The following is a 17658-nucleotide window of genomic DNA, read 5'->3' on the forward strand; positions in this document are numbered from 1 at the left end:
ATGGGGCGGAAGGCGATCAGGCCTTCAGGCGCGAGGCGAAGGTCTTCTGGAACTTCTCGACCTTCGGGCCCACGACGAATGCGCAGTAGCCCTGGTTCGGGTTGTTCAGGAAGTAGTCCTGGTGGTAGGCCTCGGCTGTCGAGTAGTTGGCGAGCTTTGCCACTTCGGTGACGACGGGCGAGTGATAGGTCTTGCTGGCCTCGATCTCGCGGATGACCCCTTCGGCCACCTCTTTCTGGGCGTCGCTGGTGTAGTAGATGCCGCTACGGTACTGGGTGCCGACGTCGTTGCCCTGGCGGTTGAGCGTGGTCGGGTCGTGCACGACGAAGAAGATTTCGAGGATTTCACGCAGGCTGATCTGCGCCGGGTCGAATTCGAGTTTCACCACCTCGGCATGGCCGGTGCGGCCGGTGCAGACCTGCTCATAGGTCGGGTTGACGGTCTGGCCGTTGCAATAGCCCGATTCCACGTCCAGCACGCCCTGCACCCGGTCGAACACCGCCTCGGTGCACCAGAAGCAGCCACCGCCCAGCACGATGGTTTCGGTCGGCGACGGTGAAGTGGACATGGTGCTGCTCCGGCAGGTTGGAAAAAGACGAACCCGATATTGTCGCGGCTTGACGTGACGGATGCCGGTCACTACATTACTAACCCGCGAGTCATTAACACCATGCCCACGCCCCGCTCCTTCGTCGAAAAGATCTGCCCGGTGCACGCCAAGCGCGAACGCCGGAAAGAGGCGCGCCCCGGCGAACTGCTGGCCGCCGCGCTCGATCTGTTCGTCGAAAAGGGCTTTGCCGCCACCCGTTCCGAGGAAGTGGCGGCGCGTGCCGGCGTCTCCAAGGGCACCCTCTTTCTCTACTTTCCGAGCAAGGAAGAGCTGTTCAAGGCCGTGGTCATGGAAAACCTCGGCGGCCGTTTCACGGAGTGGAATGCCGAGTTCGAGGCCTTCGAAGGCACCACGGCCGAGATGCTGCGCTACTGCATGAACGTGTGGTGGGAGCGCGTCGGCAAGACCCAGGCTTCGGGCCTGACCAAGCTCATGATGAGCGAGGGCGCCAACTTTCCAGAACTGGCGGAGTTCTACCGCCGCGAGGTGGTCCGCCCCGGCCACGAGCTGCTGCGGCGCATTTTCAAGCGCGGCATCGACAGCGGCGAGTTCGCGCCGATGGACATCGACCACGCGATCTACTCGGTGGTGGCGCCCATGGTCTTCCTCATGCTCTGGAAGCATTCGGCCATGGTCTGCGTCGACGGCGCATCGGCTCTCGACCCCGAAAAGTACCTAGCCGTGCAGGCCGACGTGGTGATCAACGGGCTCAGCGCGCACCCCGGAAGGCCGAGCGTGCCGACGGTGTCACCGACGGCACCTAAAATTGAAGGTTTGTCCTGAGCCCACTAGGAAAACCACGCCATGAACCCCACCCCCACCCTCGAGCGCTTGCGCTTCAACATGATCGAACAGCAGATCCGCCCCTGGGATGTGCTGGAAACGGACATCCTCGAACTGCTGGCCGAAATCCACCGCGAAGACTACGTGCCGGAAGAACACCGCACGCTGTCTTTCTTCGACATGGAACTGCCCCTGCTCGACGGCTCCGTGCCCGGCGAATTCATGCTGTCGCCCAAGGTCGAGGCCCGCACGCTGCAGGACCTGCACATCCAGAAGCACGAATCGGTGCTCGAGATCGGCACCGGCTCCGGCTTCATGGCCGCCCTGCTGGGCGCCCGCGCCGCCCAGGTGCTGTCGCTTGAAATCAACCCCGTGCTGGCCGCCCGCGCCGCCGAGACGCTGCGCCGCAACGGCGTGACCAACGTCGAAGTGCGCAATGCCGACGGCGCCGTGCCCCTGGCCAGCGGCCCGAGCTTCGACGTGATCGTGCTGAGCGGCTCGGTCGCCCGCATTCCGCAGAACCTGCTGGGTTCGCTCAAGGTCGGCGGCCGCCTCTCGGCCATCGTGGGCGAAGAGCCGATGATGCGCGCCCACTTCGTCACCCGCTCGAGCGAAAGCAAGTGGGACACCATCCAGCCCTGGGACATCGTGGCCCCGCGCCTGCTGAACTTCCCCGAGCCCTCGCGCTTCTCGTTCTGAGCCGGCGGTTGACCGAATGATCGACCAAGTCCGCCCCGCCGACCTTGCCGCCTGGTTCGCCCAGAACGCCGATGCCACCCCCGTGCTGCTCGACGTGCGTGAGCCCTGGGAACTGCAGACGGCGAGCGTCGCTCCCCAGGGCTTCACCCTGGTGGCGATTCCGATGAACGAGATTCCCGGGCGGCTGGCCGAACTGAATGACGGCCAGTCCGAACTTCGAATTGCATGCCTGTGCCATCACGGCGCGCGCAGCCAGCGCGTGGCCGCCTTTTTGAACCAGAACGGCTTTGACCAGCTCGCCAACGTGGCGGGCGGCATCGACGCCTGGTCTTCGCACGACCCCTCGGTCCCGCGCTACTGATTCTTTCTTCAAGGACGTTCAATGCCTTCCAGGCCCCGGCTTTCGCCTCTTTCCGCAGCGCTCGCAAGCATCTTCGCAGCCCTGCTCGCATCGCCGGCCCTGACCCAGGCCCAGACACTGAACGAACTCTATGACGCCGCCCGCGGCTACGACGCCACCTACCAGGGCGCACGGGCCCAGTACGAGGCCAACGTCGCGCGTGCAGCGCAGGCCAAGGCCGGCATCCTTCCCGCCGTGGGGCTCACGGCCGGCGTGACGCGCAGCGACCTCGACATCGACACCCTCACGGGCAGCGGCCGCGGCACCACCACGCCGCGCGACTTCAACACGCAGAACGTCGGCATCAACGCCACGCAGCCGCTGTACCGGCCGGCCAACTGGGCCACGTACGAGCAGGGCAAGCGCCAGGCCGACATCGCTCAGGCGGTACTCACCATTGCCGAACAAGACCTGATCGTGCGCGTGAGCCAGGCGTATTTCGACGTGCTCGCGAGCCAGGACAGCCTGGCGCTGGTGCGTGCGCAGAAGGTCGCCGTGGCCGAGCAGCTGGCGTCGGCCAAGCGCAACTTCGAGGTCGGCACCTCCACCATCACTGACTCGCGCGAGGCGCAGGCCCGCTACGACCTCGTGATCGCGCAGGAGATTGCGGCCGAGAACGACCTGCAGGTGAAGAAGATCGTGCTCGACCAGCTGGTCGGCCGCCCCGGCAGCGTGCCGGTGCCGCTGCGGGTGCCGGTGGTGCTGCCCGCCGCCGTGCCCGCGGACATCAACGCCTGGGTCGCGCAGGCCGACGAGGTGCATCCCTCGATCCAGCAGGCCCGCCTGGGCCTCGACGTGGCCGGGCTCGAAGTGGACAAGGCCAAGGCCGGCCACAAGCCCACGCTCGACGCCAACCTGGGCTACAACGTCACGCGCAACCCGACGGGCACCAGCACCAGCACCGTGGGCACCCGCGTCAACGCGACCACGGTCGGCGTGACCTTCAACCTGCCGCTGTTCGCAGGCTTCGCCACCGAAAACCGCATCAAGGAAACGCTGGCGCTAGAAGACCAGTCGCGCAGCGTGCTCGACGGCACCCGCCGCAGCGTGGCGCAGGCCACCCGCGCGGCCTACCTCGGGCTCGTCTCCGGCGCAGGACAGGTGAAGGCGCTGGAAGCGGCCGAGGCGTCGAGCCAGAGCGCGCTCGACGCCAACCGGCTCGGCTACCAGGTGGGCGTGCGCATCAACATCGACGTGCTGAACTCGCAGAGCCAGCTGTACCAGACCAAGCGCGACCTGGCGCAGGCGCGCTACAACGTGCTGCTGGGCAACCTGAAGCTGCGCCAGGCCAACGGCACGCTGACGACCGACGACATGAATGCGATCAACGCGACGCTGGCAAGCAATGGCAGCGTGCCGGCCGTGCCCTCGGCCACTGGGCCCGATCGCAGCACCACGGTGCCACCTGCGACAACGGTGACGCCACCGAGCATTCCGGTGATCCCGCCGGTGCCGGTGCAGCCGTTCAATCCGCCGGCGCCGACGATGCCGACAGCACCCGTGCCGCCGGTGATCCTGAACCCGCCGGTGCGCTGAGCGCGCGCCGCAGTCAGTCCAGCGTGGGCTCGGCCCGCGTTGGCTCTTCGTCCAGCGGCTCGCCCGCCGCCGTCACCGGCTCCGCCGCCTGCGCAATCGCCAGCACCGCGGCCGCTGTGCGCTCGGCAGCCCCACGGTTCGATGAAGAGAACGCCAGCGCGGCCTGCGCCATCGTGGCGCGGCGCTCTGGGTTCTCGACCAGCTTCAGCGCGGCCGTCACGGCCTGCTCCATGCCCTCGACCCGCAGCGACGCACCGGCTGCCAGCGACAGCTGCGCCGCCTCGGCGAAGTTGAAGGTTGACGGGCCCATGATCACCGGGCAACCGCAGGCCGCCGGCTCGATCAGGTTCTGGCCGCCCAGCGGCTCGAAGCTGCCGCCCAGCAGCGCCACGTCGGCCAGGCCGTAGTACAGCGCCATTTCGCCCAGCGAATCGCCGAGCCAGATCTCTGCATCTGACGGCTGGCCCGCCGCGCTCCGGCGCGCGACGGCAAAGCCCTCGGCCTCGATCAGCGCCGCCACTTCGTCGAAGCGTTGTGGATGGCGCGGCACGATCATCCATTGCACGTCGTGCACGCGCTTGGCAATCGAGCGGATCGCGCCCTGCTCGGGCGGCACGGGCGAGGTTGCGCCGAAGCGCTTGAGCACTTCGAGCAGCAGTCGCTCTTCGCCGTCGCGCGAGCTTGCGAGCACGACCATCGGCTTGGGCAGGCGCTCGCGCAGCGACACGGCCGCGTTCAGCTGGCGCGCATCGGGCGTGGCGTCGAATTTGAGGTTGCCGTAGATGCCGGCCACCTTGGCGCCGAGCGACACCAGGCGGTGCGCATCGGCCTCGGTCTGCGCCCACACGGCCGTCAGGGCCGAGTACGCGGGCCGCGCCAGCCATGCAAGCCGTTCGGCCGAGGCCAGCGATTTCTCGTTGAGCCGCGCGTTGGCCAGCACCAGCGGAATATGGCGCTCCGCGCACGCGGCGGCCATCTCGGGCCAGACCTCGGTTTCCATCAGCACGCCGATGCGCGGCTGGAACTTGTCAAGAAAGCGCGCCACCGCGCCCGGCGTGTCCCACGGCTGCCAGACCTGCGTGTCGCCGGGTTCGAGCAGCTTGGCGCCTTCTTCGCGACCGGTGGCGGTGCCATGCGTGAGCAGGATCGGAATGCCCGGGTACTGCCGCCGCAGCTCGGCGATCAGGATGGCGGCCGCGCGCGTCTCGCCGAGCGAAACCGCATGCACCCAGCACTGGGCCTGGCCGGTGGTGGCTTCGTCATAGTGGCCGAAGCGCTCTTCCACGGCGACGCCATAGCCCGGCTCGGCCTCGGCGCGGCGCCGCAGCTTGCGGCGCACGAGCGGTTGCACGACGGTGGTGAAGACGCCGTAGAGGCGAAGCAGCAGGGAACGCACGGGCTCAGTTCAATGAGAGGCTTCAGCCAGCTTGGCGTCGGGCTTGACGGTTCTCAACAGAGCCAGCATCTCGGCTTCGATGCGCTTCAATGCGGCATCGGTCTGGCCTTCGAAGCGCAGCACCAGCACGGGGGTGGTGTTCGAGGCGCGGATCAGGCCGAAGCCATCGGGCCAGTCGACGCGCAAGCCGTCGATGGTCGAAACCTTGGCGGGGGCCGCGAAGCTCGCGCCCTTCACGAGCTTGTCGACCACCACATGCGGCTCGCCTTCGGCGCAGGCCACGTTCAGTTCGGGCGTCGAGAAGCTGGTGGGCAGCGCGTTGAGCACGTCGCTCGCGTTCGGGCTCTTGCTCAGGATCTCGAGCAGCCGGCAGCCTGCGTAGGTGCCGTCGTCGAAGCCGAACCACCGCTCCTTGAAGAAGATGTGGCCGCTCATCTCGCCGCCCAGCGGCGAATCGATTTCCTTCATCTTCGCCTTGATGAGCGAATGGCCGGTCTTGAAGATCATCGGCACGCCGCCCGCTGCCTCGATGGCCGGTGCCAGGCGCTGCGAGCACTTCACGTCGTAGATGATGGTGCCGCCGGGCACGCGCGACAGCACGTCCTGTGCAAAGAGTTGCATCTGGCGGTCGGGGAAGATGTTCTGGCCGTCCTTGGTGACGATGCCCAGGCGGTCGCCGTCGCCGTCGAAGGCCAGGCCCAGTTCGGCGTCGCCGGTGGCCAGCGCGGCCATCAGGTCCTTGAGGTTCTCGGGCTTGCTGGGGTCCGGGTGATGGTTGGGGAAGTCGCCGTCGACTTCGCTGAACAGCTCGGTCACTTCGCAGCCGATGGCGCGGAAGATGGCAGGGGCCGACGCACCCGCGATGCCGTTGCCCGAATCGACCACGATCTTCATCGGCCGCGCCAGCTTGATGTCGCCGGCAATGCGCTTGACGTAGGCCTCGGTCACGTCGACCTTGCGCACGCTACCGCCTGGGGCGAGCTGAGCGGTGCCAGCTTCCATGGTCTTGCGCAGGCCCTGGATCTCGTCGCCGTAGATCGCGCGGCCGGCCAGCACCATCTTGAAGCCGTTGTAGTCCTTGGGGTTGTGGCTGCCGGTGACCTGGATGCCGCTCTTGCACAGCGTGTGGGCCGCGAAGTACAGCATCGGGGTGGTGACGGCGCCCACGTCGATCACTTCGACGCCGGTGGCCACCAGGCCCTTGATCAGCGCCTCTGCCAGCGCGGGGCCCGACAGGCGGCCATCGCGACCTACGGCCACCGACTTCTCACCGGCGGCGCGGGCTGCGCTGCCGAAGGCCCTGCCGAGCGCTTCCGCCACCTCCGTATCGAGAGTGACGGGCACGACGCCGCGAATGTCATAGGCCTTGAAGATCGACGCGCTGAGCTGCATGAAAGGCGTTTCCCTGTTGGTTTTGTAAACGGGGCATTGTAGGCAAGGCTCCAGATGCCCACATGTCCGAAAACGGCCAGTTGAAACGAGTCGAAACCGTATCATTTCCCCATGCCTACCAGCCACACCCCCACCGAAGCGCTCGAGAGCGACGCCTGCTACCTGGCGATGAAGACGCATGATGCGCGCTTCGACGGGTCGTTCTTCACCGCCGTGACCTCCACCGGCATCTATTGCCGCCCGGTCTGCCGCGTGAAGCTGCCTCGGCGCGAGAACTGCCGGTTCTTCCGCCACGCGGCACAGGCCGAGGCCGCGGGCTTTCGCCCCTGCCTGCGCTGCCGGCCCGAGCTGGCCCCTCGTGCTTCAGGCGCAGCCAGCTGGTCTACCGAAGACGCCTCGCGCATCCTCGCGCTGCAGGCGGCACGGCTGATCGACGAGCCCGACGCCTGGTCGGAAGACGGCCCGGGCGCGGCGCAGATCGCGGCGCGGCTCGGCGTGAGCGACCGCCACCTGCGGCGCATCTTCGAGGTGCAGTTCGGCGTCTCGCCCCTTCAATATCTGCAGACGCGCCGCCTGCTGGCCGCCAAGCAGCTCATCGCCGACACCCGCCTTCCGATGACGCAGGTGGCACTGGCCAGCGGCTTCGCCAGCGTGCGGCGATTCAATGCGGCCTTTCTGGAGCACTACGGCCTGAACCCGAGCGCCCTGCGGCGCGCCGGTGGCGCCACCGTCGAGGGTGGCGAAGGCAAGGCCATCGAGGTGCGGCTGGGCTTTCGCCCGCCCTACGGCGCCAACGCGATGCTGGGCTTCTTCGCGCGCCGTGCGTTGCGCGGCGTCGAAGTCGTATCCACGGCAGACGGCAAGGAGCCCGCCAAGGGCAGCACGCCCACCTATGTAAAGCTGACCCGCACGCTGCGCGTCCAGCAAGGCGGACAGGCGCATGCGGGCTGGCTGCAACTGCGCTTCGACCTCGAACGCGAGCAACTGCTGCTGTCGGTCAGCGATTCACTGGCCGCGGTGCTGCCCATCGTCATCAGCCGCGCACGCGCCCTGTTCGACCTCGACGCCGAGCCGATGGCCATCAATGCAGCGCTGCATGCGGCCTTTCCGCATGGCGACGGGCTGCGCGTGCCGGGCACGGTCGACGGCTTCGAGCTGGCGGTGCGCGCGGTGCTGGGCCAGCAGATCACGGTGGCCGCGGCGCGCACGCTGGGCTCGCGGCTGGTCGAGGCCTTCGGCGAGCCACTGGCTACGCCCATCGAGGGGCTGACCCGCCTGTTTCCCACGCCCGCGGCCATTGCCGCCGCGAGCGGCGATGCGCTGGGCCAGCTCGGCATCGTGCGGCAGCGGCAGACGGCCCTGCACGCCATCGCCCGCGAAGTCGCGTCCGGCAAGCTGGCGCTGCATGCGGGAGCCGACGTGCCTTCGACCATCGCGGCGCTGCAGGAGCTGCCCGGCATTGGCGCCTGGACCGCGCAGTACATCGCGATGCGCGCGCTGCGTTGGCCCGATGCATTTCCGGCCGGCGACGTGGCACTGCAGAAGGCGCTGGGCGTAACCACAGCGCGCGCTGCCAGCGAGGCCTCGCAAGCCTGGCGGCCGTGGCGCAGCTATGCGGTGCTGCGGGCATGGCACGCGCCCTCTTCCACTCCTGCGACCGCCACCGAAACGGCGGCCGCGGAACTCCCTCTCATCACTACGGCAGACCTCGCCGCCTGAAACGTCATGAAATTCAAGAGCAAAGTCATCTACACCTCGCACATCGACACGCCGCTCGGCGGCATCACGATGGCGGCCACCGACCAGGGCCTGGCCGGCGTCTGGTTCGACCAGCAGCGCCACTGGCCCGACACCAGCGGCTGGATCACGAAGGACGACCACCCCGCGCTGGTCGAGGCGGCCGCGCAGCTGCACGACTACTTCGCCGGCAAGCGCGACAACTTCGACATGAAGCTCGACCTGTCGCACGGCACCGCGTTCCAGCAGAGCGTGTGGCAGCAACTGCTGGCCATCCCGGCGGGCGCCACCACGAGCTATGGCGCGCTCAGCGTCAACGTCGGCAACCCGGCCGCCGTGCGCGCAGTGGGCGCGGCCGTGGGGCGCAACCCGATCAGCGTGATCGTGCCCTGCCACCGCGTGCTGGGCGCCGACGGCTCACTGACCGGTTACGCTGGCGGGCTCGAACGCAAGACAGCCCTGCTGGAACTGGAAGGCGCGCTGTAAGAACATCCAACGAAGAAGAGACAAAGAGCGAAAGACGCATGACCACAACGAACAACAACATCGCAGCCACCAAGCCCCTCGCACCAACCGCCTGGCTCATCGACCTGGTGCTGCTGGGCGCGCTCTGGGGCGCATCTTTCCTCTTCATGCGCATCGGCGCGGCGGAGTTCGGCGCGCTGCCGACGGCCGCGGTGCGGGTGGCCATCGCCGCGCTGTTCCTATTGCCCATCGCACTGCTGCGCGGCCAGGGACCGTCTCTCGCCAAGCACTGGAAGGCCAGCTTCGCGGTCGGCGTCTTCAACTCGGGCATGCCGTTCGCCCTGTTCTGTTTCGCGCTGCTGACCATCAACACTGGCCTGGCCGCCGTGCTCAATGCCACGACACCGATGTTCGGCGCGCTCGTCGCCTGGGCCTGGTTCCGCGAGCGGCCTGCGGGTTCGCGCATCGTCGGGCTGGTGATCGGCTTTGCCGGCGTGGCAATGCTCGCCAGCCGCAGTGCCGGCCTGCATGCGGGCGCCAGCGGCAATGCCGCGCTCTTCGCGGTGCTGGCCTGCCTGGGCGCGTGCCTTTGCTACGGCATCTCGGCCAGCGCCACGCGGGCCCACCTGGGCGGCGTGCCCGCGCTGACCACAGCCACTGGCAGCCAGATCGGCGCCACGCTGTTCCTCGCCCTGCCCGCCTTCTGGCTCTGGCCCGCGCAGATGCCCAGCCTGCGCGCGTGGCTCGCGCTGCTGGCGCTCGGCATCGCCTGCACGGGCGTCGCCTACATCCTGTTCTTCCGGCTGATCGAACGCGCCGGCCCGGCGCGCGCGCTGACGGTGACCTTCCTGGTGCCGGTGTTCGCACTGTTCTACGGCGCGGTGTTCCTCGGCGAGAACATTACGCAGTGGATGCTGATCTGCGCGGCCGTCATCGTCTGCGGCGTGGCGCTGTCGACGGGCATCGTCAAGCTGGGCTCGCCCCGCAAGGCCTCGGCCTGAGCGCGCTTCGGCGGGGCGCCTACACGGCGCCCGCGACGACGTTCACCGAGAGTGCGAGCACCAGCATGTTGAACGCGAAGGCCAGCACGCTGTGCAGCAACGTGATGCGCCGCATCTCCTTCGACGTCGCCTGCACATCGGACACCTGCGAGGTCATGCCGATCACGTACGAGTAGTAGAGAAAGTCGAAGTAGTCGGGGGCGTCGTCCTTGCCCGGAAAGTCGAGCCCGCCGTCGGGCGTGCCGCTCTTCTGGTCGATGTAGTAGCGGTGCGCGTAATGAAAGGCGTAGATCGTGTGCATCATCAGCCACGAGCCCGCCAGCGCCACCAGCCCGAGCGCCACATGCGCCGCGCGCTCCCAGCCGCTCAGCGCCTTCACCTGCTGCAGCAGCATGGCGATGGCCACCACGCTGGCGCCGACCACCACCAGCATCGAGACCAGGATCACCACGTTGGGCTGGTCCAGCGACTGCGCCCGTTCGCGCGTGCGCTTCGCATCGAAGGTGTCGGCCAGCCACCACGACAGCACCTGGTAGACCACCACGGCCACGCACCACCCGGCCAGCGCGCGTGCCATGCCGCTCATGGGCACCGGCATCAACGCCGCGGCGGTGGCGCAGCCTGAGACAGCGCCGTAGAAAAGACGTTGGGGACCGGTGGTTGTGGAAAGGTGTTTGCGCATGGCGGCACTGTAGCGCCGTGCAGTCTCCCGTCGTCGGCGTTCAAGGGAGTCATGCCCGGAGACATTCGCTTCTAGCGCTGTCTCTGCCCTTCTCCGTCCGACAGCAACGCTGCGCGCACTTCCTTCTTCAGCACCTTGCCCACCTTGGAGCGCGGCAGGTCGAGCCACACCTCGATCTGCTTGGGTGCCTTCACGCTGCCGATGCGCGACTTGACGAAGGCCTTGATCTCCTCCACGTCCAGTTGCCGCCCGGCATGCAGTTGCAGCACTGCCACCACGCGCTCGCCCCACTTCTCGTCGGGCAGGCCGACGACGGCGCTGTCCTGCACGTCGGGGTGCTGCATCAGCACCTGCTCGACCTCGGCAGAGTAGACGTTGAAGCCGCCCGAAATGATCATGTCCTTGGCGCGGTCCACGATGTAGAGAAAGCCGTCTGTGTCGAGGTAGCCGATGTCGCCGGTGTGGTGCCAGCCGTGGCGCGAGGCCTCTTCGGTGGCGCGCGCGTCCTTGTAGTAGCCGAGCATCACGAGCGAGCCGCGCACCACGATCTCGCCGCTCTCGCCCGTGGGCAGCAGCGCGCCGTCGCCGTTCATTACGCCCACCTGCACGAGTGGCCCGGGCCGGCCGGCCGATGACAGGCGTTGGTGTGCGATGGTGCCGTCATTGTTGAAGTGGTCGCGCGGCGACATCATCGAGATCATCATCGGCGCCTCTGTCTGGCCGAAGAGCTGGGCCATGACGGGGCCGATCTTCTGCAGCGCCTCTTCGAGCCGCGCGGCCGACATGGGCGCCGCGCCGTACCAGAAGCACTGCAGCGAATCGAGCTTCGCATCTGCCAGCTGCGGGTGCTGCAGCAGCATGTAGATCAGCGTGGGCGGCAGGAAGGTGTGGGTGATGCCGTGTTCTTCGATGAGGCCGAGGAACTCGCCCAAGTCGGGCTTGGGCATGATCACGACCTGCCCGCCGAGCGCCATCACCGGCAGGCACAGCACGCCGGCCGCATGCGTGAGCGGTGCCAGCGCGAGGTAGACGGGCCGGCCCTCGAAGGGGTAGCCCATCAGCGTCAGCGCCGACATCGCCTCGAGGTTGCGCCCCGACAGCATCACGCCCTTGGGCTGGCCGGTGGTGCCGCCGGTGCCGGCGATCATCGCAACGTCGTCGACCACCGGCACATCGATGGACGCATCGCCGGCATCCCCCAGCCATTGGTCGAGCGATGGCGCGAAGGGCTGCGGCTTGTCGAGGCAGACCAGCGTCGTCACCTTGGGCAGGTCGGCCCGCATCTGCTCGACCAGCGGTGCGTAGTTGCTGTGGAAGATCAGGCAGCTGCAGTCGAAGGCGTCGAGCACGTAGCGGTTCTCGGCAGCCTCGTTGCGCGGGTTGATCGGACACCACACGGCCGCGGCGCGCGACAGCCCGAAGACGCATGCAAAGGCGACCGGGTCGTTGCCCGACAGCACCGCCACCTTGCTGCCCGGGGCGATGCCGCTGCGCTGCAGCGCCCGCGCCACGCGGTAGCTGAAGCGCTGCACGTCGCCGTACGACAGCAGCACGGCCCCCATGCGCAGGCAGGGCGCCGCGGCTCCCAGCGAAGCGCCCTTGTCCAGGTAGTCGATCAGGCGCATGGGAGTCAGCCCAGCCGGGTGAGCACGGGCTCCTGCACCAGTCCGAAGCTGCGCAGCGCGCCCAGCAGCTCGCGATGCCCGAAGGCCTGGCAACCCGAGGCGAAGCCGGCGCGCCGCGGCGCCTGCTGCAGCAGCGAGGCCGCCGCATAGGCCTGCAACAAGCCAGTCTGCTTGTAGTTGCAATTCCCGAAGATCACGCAGTGCATGCGGCCCAGCGGACCGGAGGCATGCACCGAATCGACGGACTTGTTGATGCGCGGGTTCTCGCGCGGGGGCATGGTGTTCATCACGCCTGCCGCCGTCTGGGCCAGCGCGGCGTAGCGATCCTCGTCGTTCATGCCCTCGGTGGCCTTGAGCGCGGCTGCCACGATGTGCGGCACGCCCTGCATCAGCGCCTTGTTGAAGACCCCGCCGAGCACCTTCACATTGGCCACGCGCGGATCGCGCTTGAACCAGACCGGGTGCGAGGTGCCGCCCCAGGGCAGCGCCAGTGCCGCCTCGTGCTGGCCGGGAATCGACAGGTGGTACAGGCCCGCGTCGGGTTGCCACTCCACGTACTCGTTCTGCTCCAGGTAGTAGGCCTTGGACGTGGCAGCGTTGACCAGGATGGTCTGAGTGGACGCGATGGTCGGGCTGCCGCCCCAGAACACGGCAATGTCCAGCGTGTCGAGCCCGGGCGTCTCCAGGCACAGTTGCGCCGCGATCTCGCCGGTGGTGTACATCTGCGCCAGGCCGGGCGAGAGCAGCAGCCCCGCGGCGGCGAACTTGGCGCCGTACTTCTGTTCGAGCGTGATGAGCCAGTCCTGCTCGCCGGTGGTGTCGGTGTAGTGGCATCCGGCGGCCAGGCAGGCCTCGACCACCTCCGGGCCGAACTTGGCGAAAGGCCCCACCGTGTTGAGCACCACCGAGGCACCGGTGAAGAGCTCGGTGAGCGCCGCCACCGAATGCTTCACCTCCACTACCTCGTAGCTCGCGGTCTCGATGCCGGGCACGTTGGACTTCATCGCCGCTTCCAGCTTCTGCGCGCTGCGGCCCGCGGCAACGAAGGGGATGTTGTACTCGCGCAGGTATTCGCACACCAGTCTGCCGGTGTAGCCGGAGGCGCCGTAGACGACGACAGGCTTCTTCTTGCTGCTGCTCATGTTGTGTCTCCTTTTTGTGCGCTCACATGCCCATGCCGCCGTCCACCGCGATGCCGGCGCCGGTGATGAACCGGGCCGCATCGGAGCAGAGGAAGACCACCACGTCGGCCATGTCGCCGACTTCGCCGAGACGGCCCAATGGCGTCTGGCCGATCACATCACCCACTGCCGCCTCGACGCTGGGCGCGAGCCCCGCAGCGACGATGTCGCTGGCGAGCTTCATGCCCATGTCGGTAGGCACCAGCCCCGGGTAGATGCAGTTCACGCGAACGCCGTAGCCCAGCTTGCCGGACTCCATGGCCGCGACGCGCGTGGCGCGATCGACTGCGGACTTGGTCGCCGAGTAGCCCGCAATGGCCGGGAAAGCGATGGTCGCCGCGACCGAGGCGATGTTGACCACCGCCCCGCCGCCACCCGCACCGCCGCCGGGACGCATCGCACGGAACGCGTGCTTCATGCCGAGCAGCGTGCCCGCCACGTTCACGTCGAGCATGCGGCGCAGGTCGTCACCGTCGACGTCGATCACCAGAGAGGTGATCTCGATGCCGGCGTTGTTGACGAGGATGTCGAAGCCGCCGAGTTCCTTGACGGTGGTCTCGGTGGCCGAGGCCCAGTCGGCGTCTTTCGTGACGTCGAGCGGCACGAAGCCCACCTTCGCTCCAGACGCAGACAACCTGGAAGCGGTTTCGCGCCCCAGGTCGGCGAGCACGTCGCCAATCATCACGGAGGCGCCGGCCGCCGCCAGCGCTTCGGCAATGCCCGCACCAATGCCGCGCGCACCGCCCGTCACCAGGGCCTTGCGCCCTTTCAAGTCGAACTTGGCCATCACTTGTCTCCTGTAGATGTGTTGTGAGATGGAGCGGTCATCGTAGAAATCGACTTTACGGGTGTCAAGTTTTTCTTTGACGATTGTCAAAACTTCGTAAAATGACATGCGTGGCGCGCCGGATGCGGGTTCTTCCGCTTGCGTGCTATGGTTTGGAATCACGAAGAACACAGGGGCCGGCATGCGTGCGGTCCGGCTTTCAATGACGACACATCAACGGCTAAAGAAACACGCTGAACGAGTGCCCAAGACGCGGGTCGACAAATTCTCGGAACGGCGCGCCGAACTGGGCGAAGCCGCGCTGACCACGCTGGCAGCACTGGGCTATGCACGCACCAGCCTGCGCGAGATCGCCCAGAACTCGGAGTTCTCTCACGGCGTTCTGCACTACTACTTCAGCGACAAGGTCGACCTGATCATCTGCAGCGTCAAGCAGTACAAGGCGCGCTGCGTCACGCGCTACGACCACGCGGTGGAAAGCGCCACCACCTACGACGAGCTGATGGAGGGCTTCCTGCAAAGCCTTGGCGACACGCTGTGCGACGAAGGCCACGTGCATCGCCTCTGGTACGACCTGCGTTCGCAGGCGCTGTTCGAAGAAGCCTTCCGCGCCGATGTCGTGCAGATCGACAAGAGCCTCGAAGACATGATCTGGCGCATCATGAGCCGCTTTGCCGAGCTCTCGGGCGAAACGCCCGGCATGCCGCCCTCGGCCACCTATGCGCTGTTCGACGGGCTGTTCCAGCAGGCGCTGCTGAAGCACCTGTCGGGCGATGCGAAGGCCATCGACAACATGCAGGCCGATGTGCGCCAGGCCATCTCGCGCCTGTTCGCTGCCCCTGCCAAAGCCGCAGCGCCGGCCCGCAAGCGCCGCGCCTGAAACGAAGGGCCGGGCGTCAGGGCCTTGGCCCTTTCGCCGGCGCGACGGCACGTGCGCCCGCCCACTGCCCGCTCTCGCACAGATCGCGCACCACGTCGCCGATCAGCGTGCACACGGCGCGCTTCGCGTTCGTGGTCGGCAGATGCACCGACACGCACAGCCCGAGCGTGCGAAACATCGATGGCGAGTCGATGCGATGCGCGACAAGCCGGCCTTCCTGCACTTCGCGCTGCGCGAGCCCGAACGGCATGATGGTCGGCCCGAGCCCCGCTTCCACCGCCGCCTTCAGCGTGTAGACCGAATTGATCTCCGCGGCCACCTGCGCCGTGGAATGCCCCTCACGCTCCAGCACCGCATCGACCAGCCAACGCGTGCAGTGGCCGTGCGCATTGGCGGGCCACACCAGCGGCCGCGCAGTAGCCTGCGCAATGCTCACGTCGCCGGGCGGCAACGCATGCGGGCTCTGCGGCGATTCGAGGAACACGAAGTCTTCTTCCACCAGCGGGACGAACCGGATGTCCTCCGCCGGCATGGCGGGCGAGAACACCGCCACGTCGACCCGGCCGCGCAGCAGCTGGTCGGCCATGTTGCCGGTGAGTTCCTCGTTCAGATGCAGCACCACGTCGGGGTAGCGCCGGGCCGCTGCACGCATCAGCGGCAGCGCGATCATGGGCGACACGCTTTGCGGCAGCGCCGCCACCACCGAGCCCGCCACCGAATCGGCCGCGACGTGCACAGCGGCCTTGGCGTCGCTTACCTGCTTGGTGATGCCCTGCGCGTACTCGTAGAAGACCTTGCCTGCCTCGGTCATCGCCACGCCGTTGCGGCTGCGAAGCAGCAGCTGGGTGCCGAGCTCGGCTTCGAGCTCGGCCATCTGCTTGCTCAATGCCGACTGTGCAATGAAGAGTTGCTGCGCGGCGCGCGACAGGCTGCCGCAATCCACGATGGCAACGAAGTACTTGAACTGACGCAGCTCCATCGAAGGGCCTCCGGCCGCGCACTGCGGGGTGCAGGCGAGGCCGGGGATTCTAGGCCGCACATCTCCGCTCGGGCACTCAGGCCCCGGCCGGAGCAACGACCTTTCCCGGGTTGAAGATGTTGTACGGGTCCAGCGCCTGCTTCACGGCACGCATCAGCGCCACCGTGTGCTCTCCGTGCTCCTCGACCAGGTACTTCATCTTGTGCATCCCCACGCCGTGCTCGCCGGTCGAAGTGCCGCCATGGCGCAGCGCGCGCTGCACCAGCCGGTGGCTGAAGGCCTCGGCGGCTTCGTTCTCCGCCACGCTGTTCGGGTCCACCAGCACCAGGCAATGGAAGTTGCCATCGCCGACGTGGCCGAACACCGGCACCAGCAGGCCATGTTCGGCGATGTCGGCCTGCGTCTCCTCGATGCACTGCGCGAGCGCGGACAGCGGCACGCACGCGTCGGTGGTCAGGCTACGGCTGCCCGCCTTCAGCTGCAGGCAGGCGAAGTAGGCGTGATGGCGCGGCGTCCACAGGCGCGAGCGCTCCTCGGGCCGGTTGGCCCATTGAAAGGCGCCACCGCCGTGGTTGCCCGCAATCTCCCGCACGATGCCGGCCTGCTCGTCAATCTGCGCCTGGCTCGCGCCGAACTCCAGGAACAGCGTCGGGTTCTCGCCCAGGCTGGTGTGGCTGTACGCGTTCACGGCGCGGATGGTCAATGCATCCAGCATCTCGGCGCGCGCCAGCGGCACGCCCATCTGGATCGACTCGATCACGCAGTCGACCGCCGCGCGCACCGACGGAAAGTGCACCACCGCTGCCGCGTAGGCCTCGGGGTGCGGATGCAGCCGCACGGTGGCCTCGGTGATCAGCCCCAGCGTGCCTTCGGAGCCGCAGTACAGCTGCGTGAGGTTGTAGCCCGCCGAGCTCTTGCGTGCCCGCGAAGCGGTGTGCGTGATGTCTCCGTTGGCCGTGACCACCGTCAGGCTCACGAGGTTGTCGCGCATGGTGCCGTAGCGAACGGTGTTGGTGCCGGAAGCGGCCGTGGCGATCATCCCGCCGATGGACGCATTGGCACCGGGGTCGACCGAGAAGAAAAAGCCGGTGCCCATCAACTCCGCGTTCAGCTGCCCGCGCGTCACGCCGGCCTCGACCGTGGCCGTGAGGTCACCGGGGCGAATTGCCAGCACCTTGTTCATCTGCGAGAAGTCGATGCACACGCCCCCCTCGACGGCCAGCAGGTGCCCTTCCACCGACGAGCCCACGCCGAAGCCGATGACCGGCACGCGCTCGCGTGCGCAGGCCCGCACCACGAACGCCGTCTCTTCGGTGCTGCGCACGAACACCACCGCATCGGGCGGCTGCGGCAGATAGGTCGACTCGTCGGTGCCGTGCTGCAGCAGCACGGCCGGGCTGGTGGAAAAGCGCTCGGCAAACTTGCGCTGCAGCAGCGCAACCAGCTCAGGCGACGGGGAACGCCGCGTGTTCGAACTCACGACCGTGTCCATGGGGGTCCTTCAA

The 17658-nt window shown here is 67.7% G+C and carries 17 protein-coding genes; 8 read left to right on the forward strand and 9 right to left on the reverse strand.

Annotated elements, in window-relative coordinates; genetic code table 11:
- Nucleotides 1–16: 16 nt before the first annotated feature.
- Nucleotides 17–568, reverse strand: a complete 552-nt coding sequence (msrA, locus tag ACZYSP_RS24980) for a peptide-methionine (S)-S-oxide reductase MsrA (RefSeq protein ID WP_093058245.1) — start codon at nt 566–568, stop codon at nt 17–19.
- Nucleotides 569–670: 102 nt separating this feature from the next.
- Between msrA and ACZYSP_RS24985 the strand changes: the two genes are divergently transcribed.
- Genes ACZYSP_RS24985 through ACZYSP_RS25000 form a run of 4 tightly spaced genes read left to right on the forward strand, consistent with a single transcriptional unit; the run spans nt 671 to nt 4028 of the window.
- Nucleotides 671–1393 (forward strand): TetR/AcrR family transcriptional regulator, encoded by a 723-nt coding sequence (locus ACZYSP_RS24985; RefSeq protein WP_097199631.1) that lies wholly within the window; start codon nt 671–673, stop codon nt 1391–1393.
- Nucleotides 1394–1414: 21 nt separating this feature from the next.
- Nucleotides 1415–2092 carry a protein-L-isoaspartate O-methyltransferase family protein gene (locus ACZYSP_RS24990; protein ID WP_093058243.1) on the forward strand — a complete coding sequence of 226 codons (678 nt, stop codon included), beginning with the start codon at nt 1415–1417 and terminating at the stop codon, nt 2090–2092.
- A 16-nt stretch (nt 2093–2108) separates the two neighbouring features.
- Nucleotides 2109–2453, forward strand: a complete 345-nt coding sequence (locus ACZYSP_RS24995) for a rhodanese-like domain-containing protein (protein ID WP_093058242.1) — start codon at nt 2109–2111, stop codon at nt 2451–2453.
- 21 nt (nt 2454–2474) lie between these two features.
- The gene (locus ACZYSP_RS25000; protein WP_093058241.1) at nt 2475–4028 is read left to right on the forward strand and encodes a TolC family outer membrane protein; all 1554 of its coding nucleotides are present in this window, start codon (nt 2475–2477) and stop codon (nt 4026–4028) included.
- A 13-nt stretch (nt 4029–4041) separates the two neighbouring features.
- On the opposite strand, the gene ACZYSP_RS25005 is transcribed toward ACZYSP_RS25000, so the two are convergent.
- Together ACZYSP_RS25005 and ACZYSP_RS25010 are read right to left on the reverse strand one after the other, a co-directional pair.
- A complete protein-coding gene (locus ACZYSP_RS25005; protein ID WP_093058240.1) occupies nt 4042–5424 on the reverse strand; it encodes a 3-deoxy-D-manno-octulosonic acid transferase in 1383 nt (460 codons plus the stop codon).
- Nucleotides 5425–5433: 9 nt separating this feature from the next.
- The gene (locus tag ACZYSP_RS25010) at nt 5434–6816 is read right to left on the reverse strand and encodes a phosphomannomutase/phosphoglucomutase (RefSeq protein ID WP_093058239.1); all 1383 of its coding nucleotides are present in this window, start codon (nt 6814–6816) and stop codon (nt 5434–5436) included.
- 111 nt (nt 6817–6927) lie between these two features.
- Here ACZYSP_RS25010 and ACZYSP_RS25015 point away from each other — a divergent pair, with 111 nt between their 5' ends.
- The 3 genes from ACZYSP_RS25015 to ACZYSP_RS25025 are packed head-to-tail and all read left to right on the forward strand — an operon-like array spanning nt 6928 to nt 10019.
- Nucleotides 6928–8535, forward strand: coding sequence for a DNA-3-methyladenine glycosylase 2 family protein (locus ACZYSP_RS25015; protein ID WP_489017211.1), 1608 nt, complete (start codon nt 6928–6930; stop codon nt 8533–8535).
- A 6-nt stretch (nt 8536–8541) separates the two neighbouring features.
- On the forward strand, nt 8542–9039 hold the full coding sequence (locus ACZYSP_RS25020; RefSeq protein ID WP_097199635.1) for a methylated-DNA--[protein]-cysteine S-methyltransferase: 498 nt from the start codon (nt 8542–8544) through the stop codon (nt 9037–9039).
- 38 nt (nt 9040–9077) lie between these two features.
- Entirely contained in the window at nt 9078–10019 is a 942-nt protein-coding gene (locus ACZYSP_RS25025) for a DMT family transporter (RefSeq protein WP_489017213.1), read from the forward strand.
- Between the two features lie 19 nt (nt 10020–10038).
- On the opposite strand, the gene ACZYSP_RS25030 is transcribed toward ACZYSP_RS25025, so the two are convergent.
- From ACZYSP_RS25030 to ACZYSP_RS25045, 4 genes are all read right to left on the reverse strand, one after another.
- Complete coding sequence (locus ACZYSP_RS25030; protein ID WP_093058235.1) at nt 10039–10701, reverse strand: DUF1345 domain-containing protein; 663 nt, start codon at nt 10699–10701, stop codon at nt 10039–10041.
- Nucleotides 10702–10772: 71 nt separating this feature from the next.
- Nucleotides 10773–12326 (reverse strand): AMP-binding protein, encoded by a 1554-nt coding sequence (locus ACZYSP_RS25035; protein WP_489017215.1) that lies wholly within the window; start codon nt 12324–12326, stop codon nt 10773–10775.
- Nucleotides 12327–12331: 5 nt separating this feature from the next.
- Entirely contained in the window at nt 12332–13468 is a 1137-nt protein-coding gene (locus ACZYSP_RS25040) for a DUF5938 domain-containing protein (RefSeq protein WP_093177936.1), read from the reverse strand.
- A gap of 22 nt (nt 13469–13490) precedes the next feature.
- Nucleotides 13491–14294 carry an SDR family NAD(P)-dependent oxidoreductase gene (locus ACZYSP_RS25045; protein ID WP_489017217.1) on the reverse strand — a complete coding sequence of 268 codons (804 nt, stop codon included), beginning with the start codon at nt 14292–14294 and terminating at the stop codon, nt 13491–13493.
- Between the two features lie 241 nt (nt 14295–14535).
- Between ACZYSP_RS25045 and ACZYSP_RS25050 the strand changes: the two genes are divergently transcribed.
- A complete protein-coding gene (locus tag ACZYSP_RS25050) occupies nt 14536–15174 on the forward strand; it encodes a TetR/AcrR family transcriptional regulator (RefSeq protein ID WP_218149768.1) in 639 nt (212 codons plus the stop codon).
- Nucleotides 15175–15190: 16 nt separating this feature from the next.
- On the opposite strand, the gene ACZYSP_RS25055 is transcribed toward ACZYSP_RS25050, so the two are convergent.
- Both ACZYSP_RS25055 and ACZYSP_RS25060 read right to left on the reverse strand, forming a co-directional pair.
- Nucleotides 15191–16153, reverse strand: coding sequence for a LysR substrate-binding domain-containing protein (locus ACZYSP_RS25055; RefSeq protein WP_093058230.1), 963 nt, complete (start codon nt 16151–16153; stop codon nt 15191–15193).
- Between the two features lie 76 nt (nt 16154–16229).
- The gene (locus ACZYSP_RS25060) at nt 16230–17645 is read right to left on the reverse strand and encodes an FAD-binding oxidoreductase (protein ID WP_489017220.1); all 1416 of its coding nucleotides are present in this window, start codon (nt 17643–17645) and stop codon (nt 16230–16232) included.
- Between the last annotated feature and the right edge of the window lie 13 nt (nt 17646–17658).

The sequence above is a fragment of the Variovorax sp. F042 genome, from assembly GCF_057814215.1.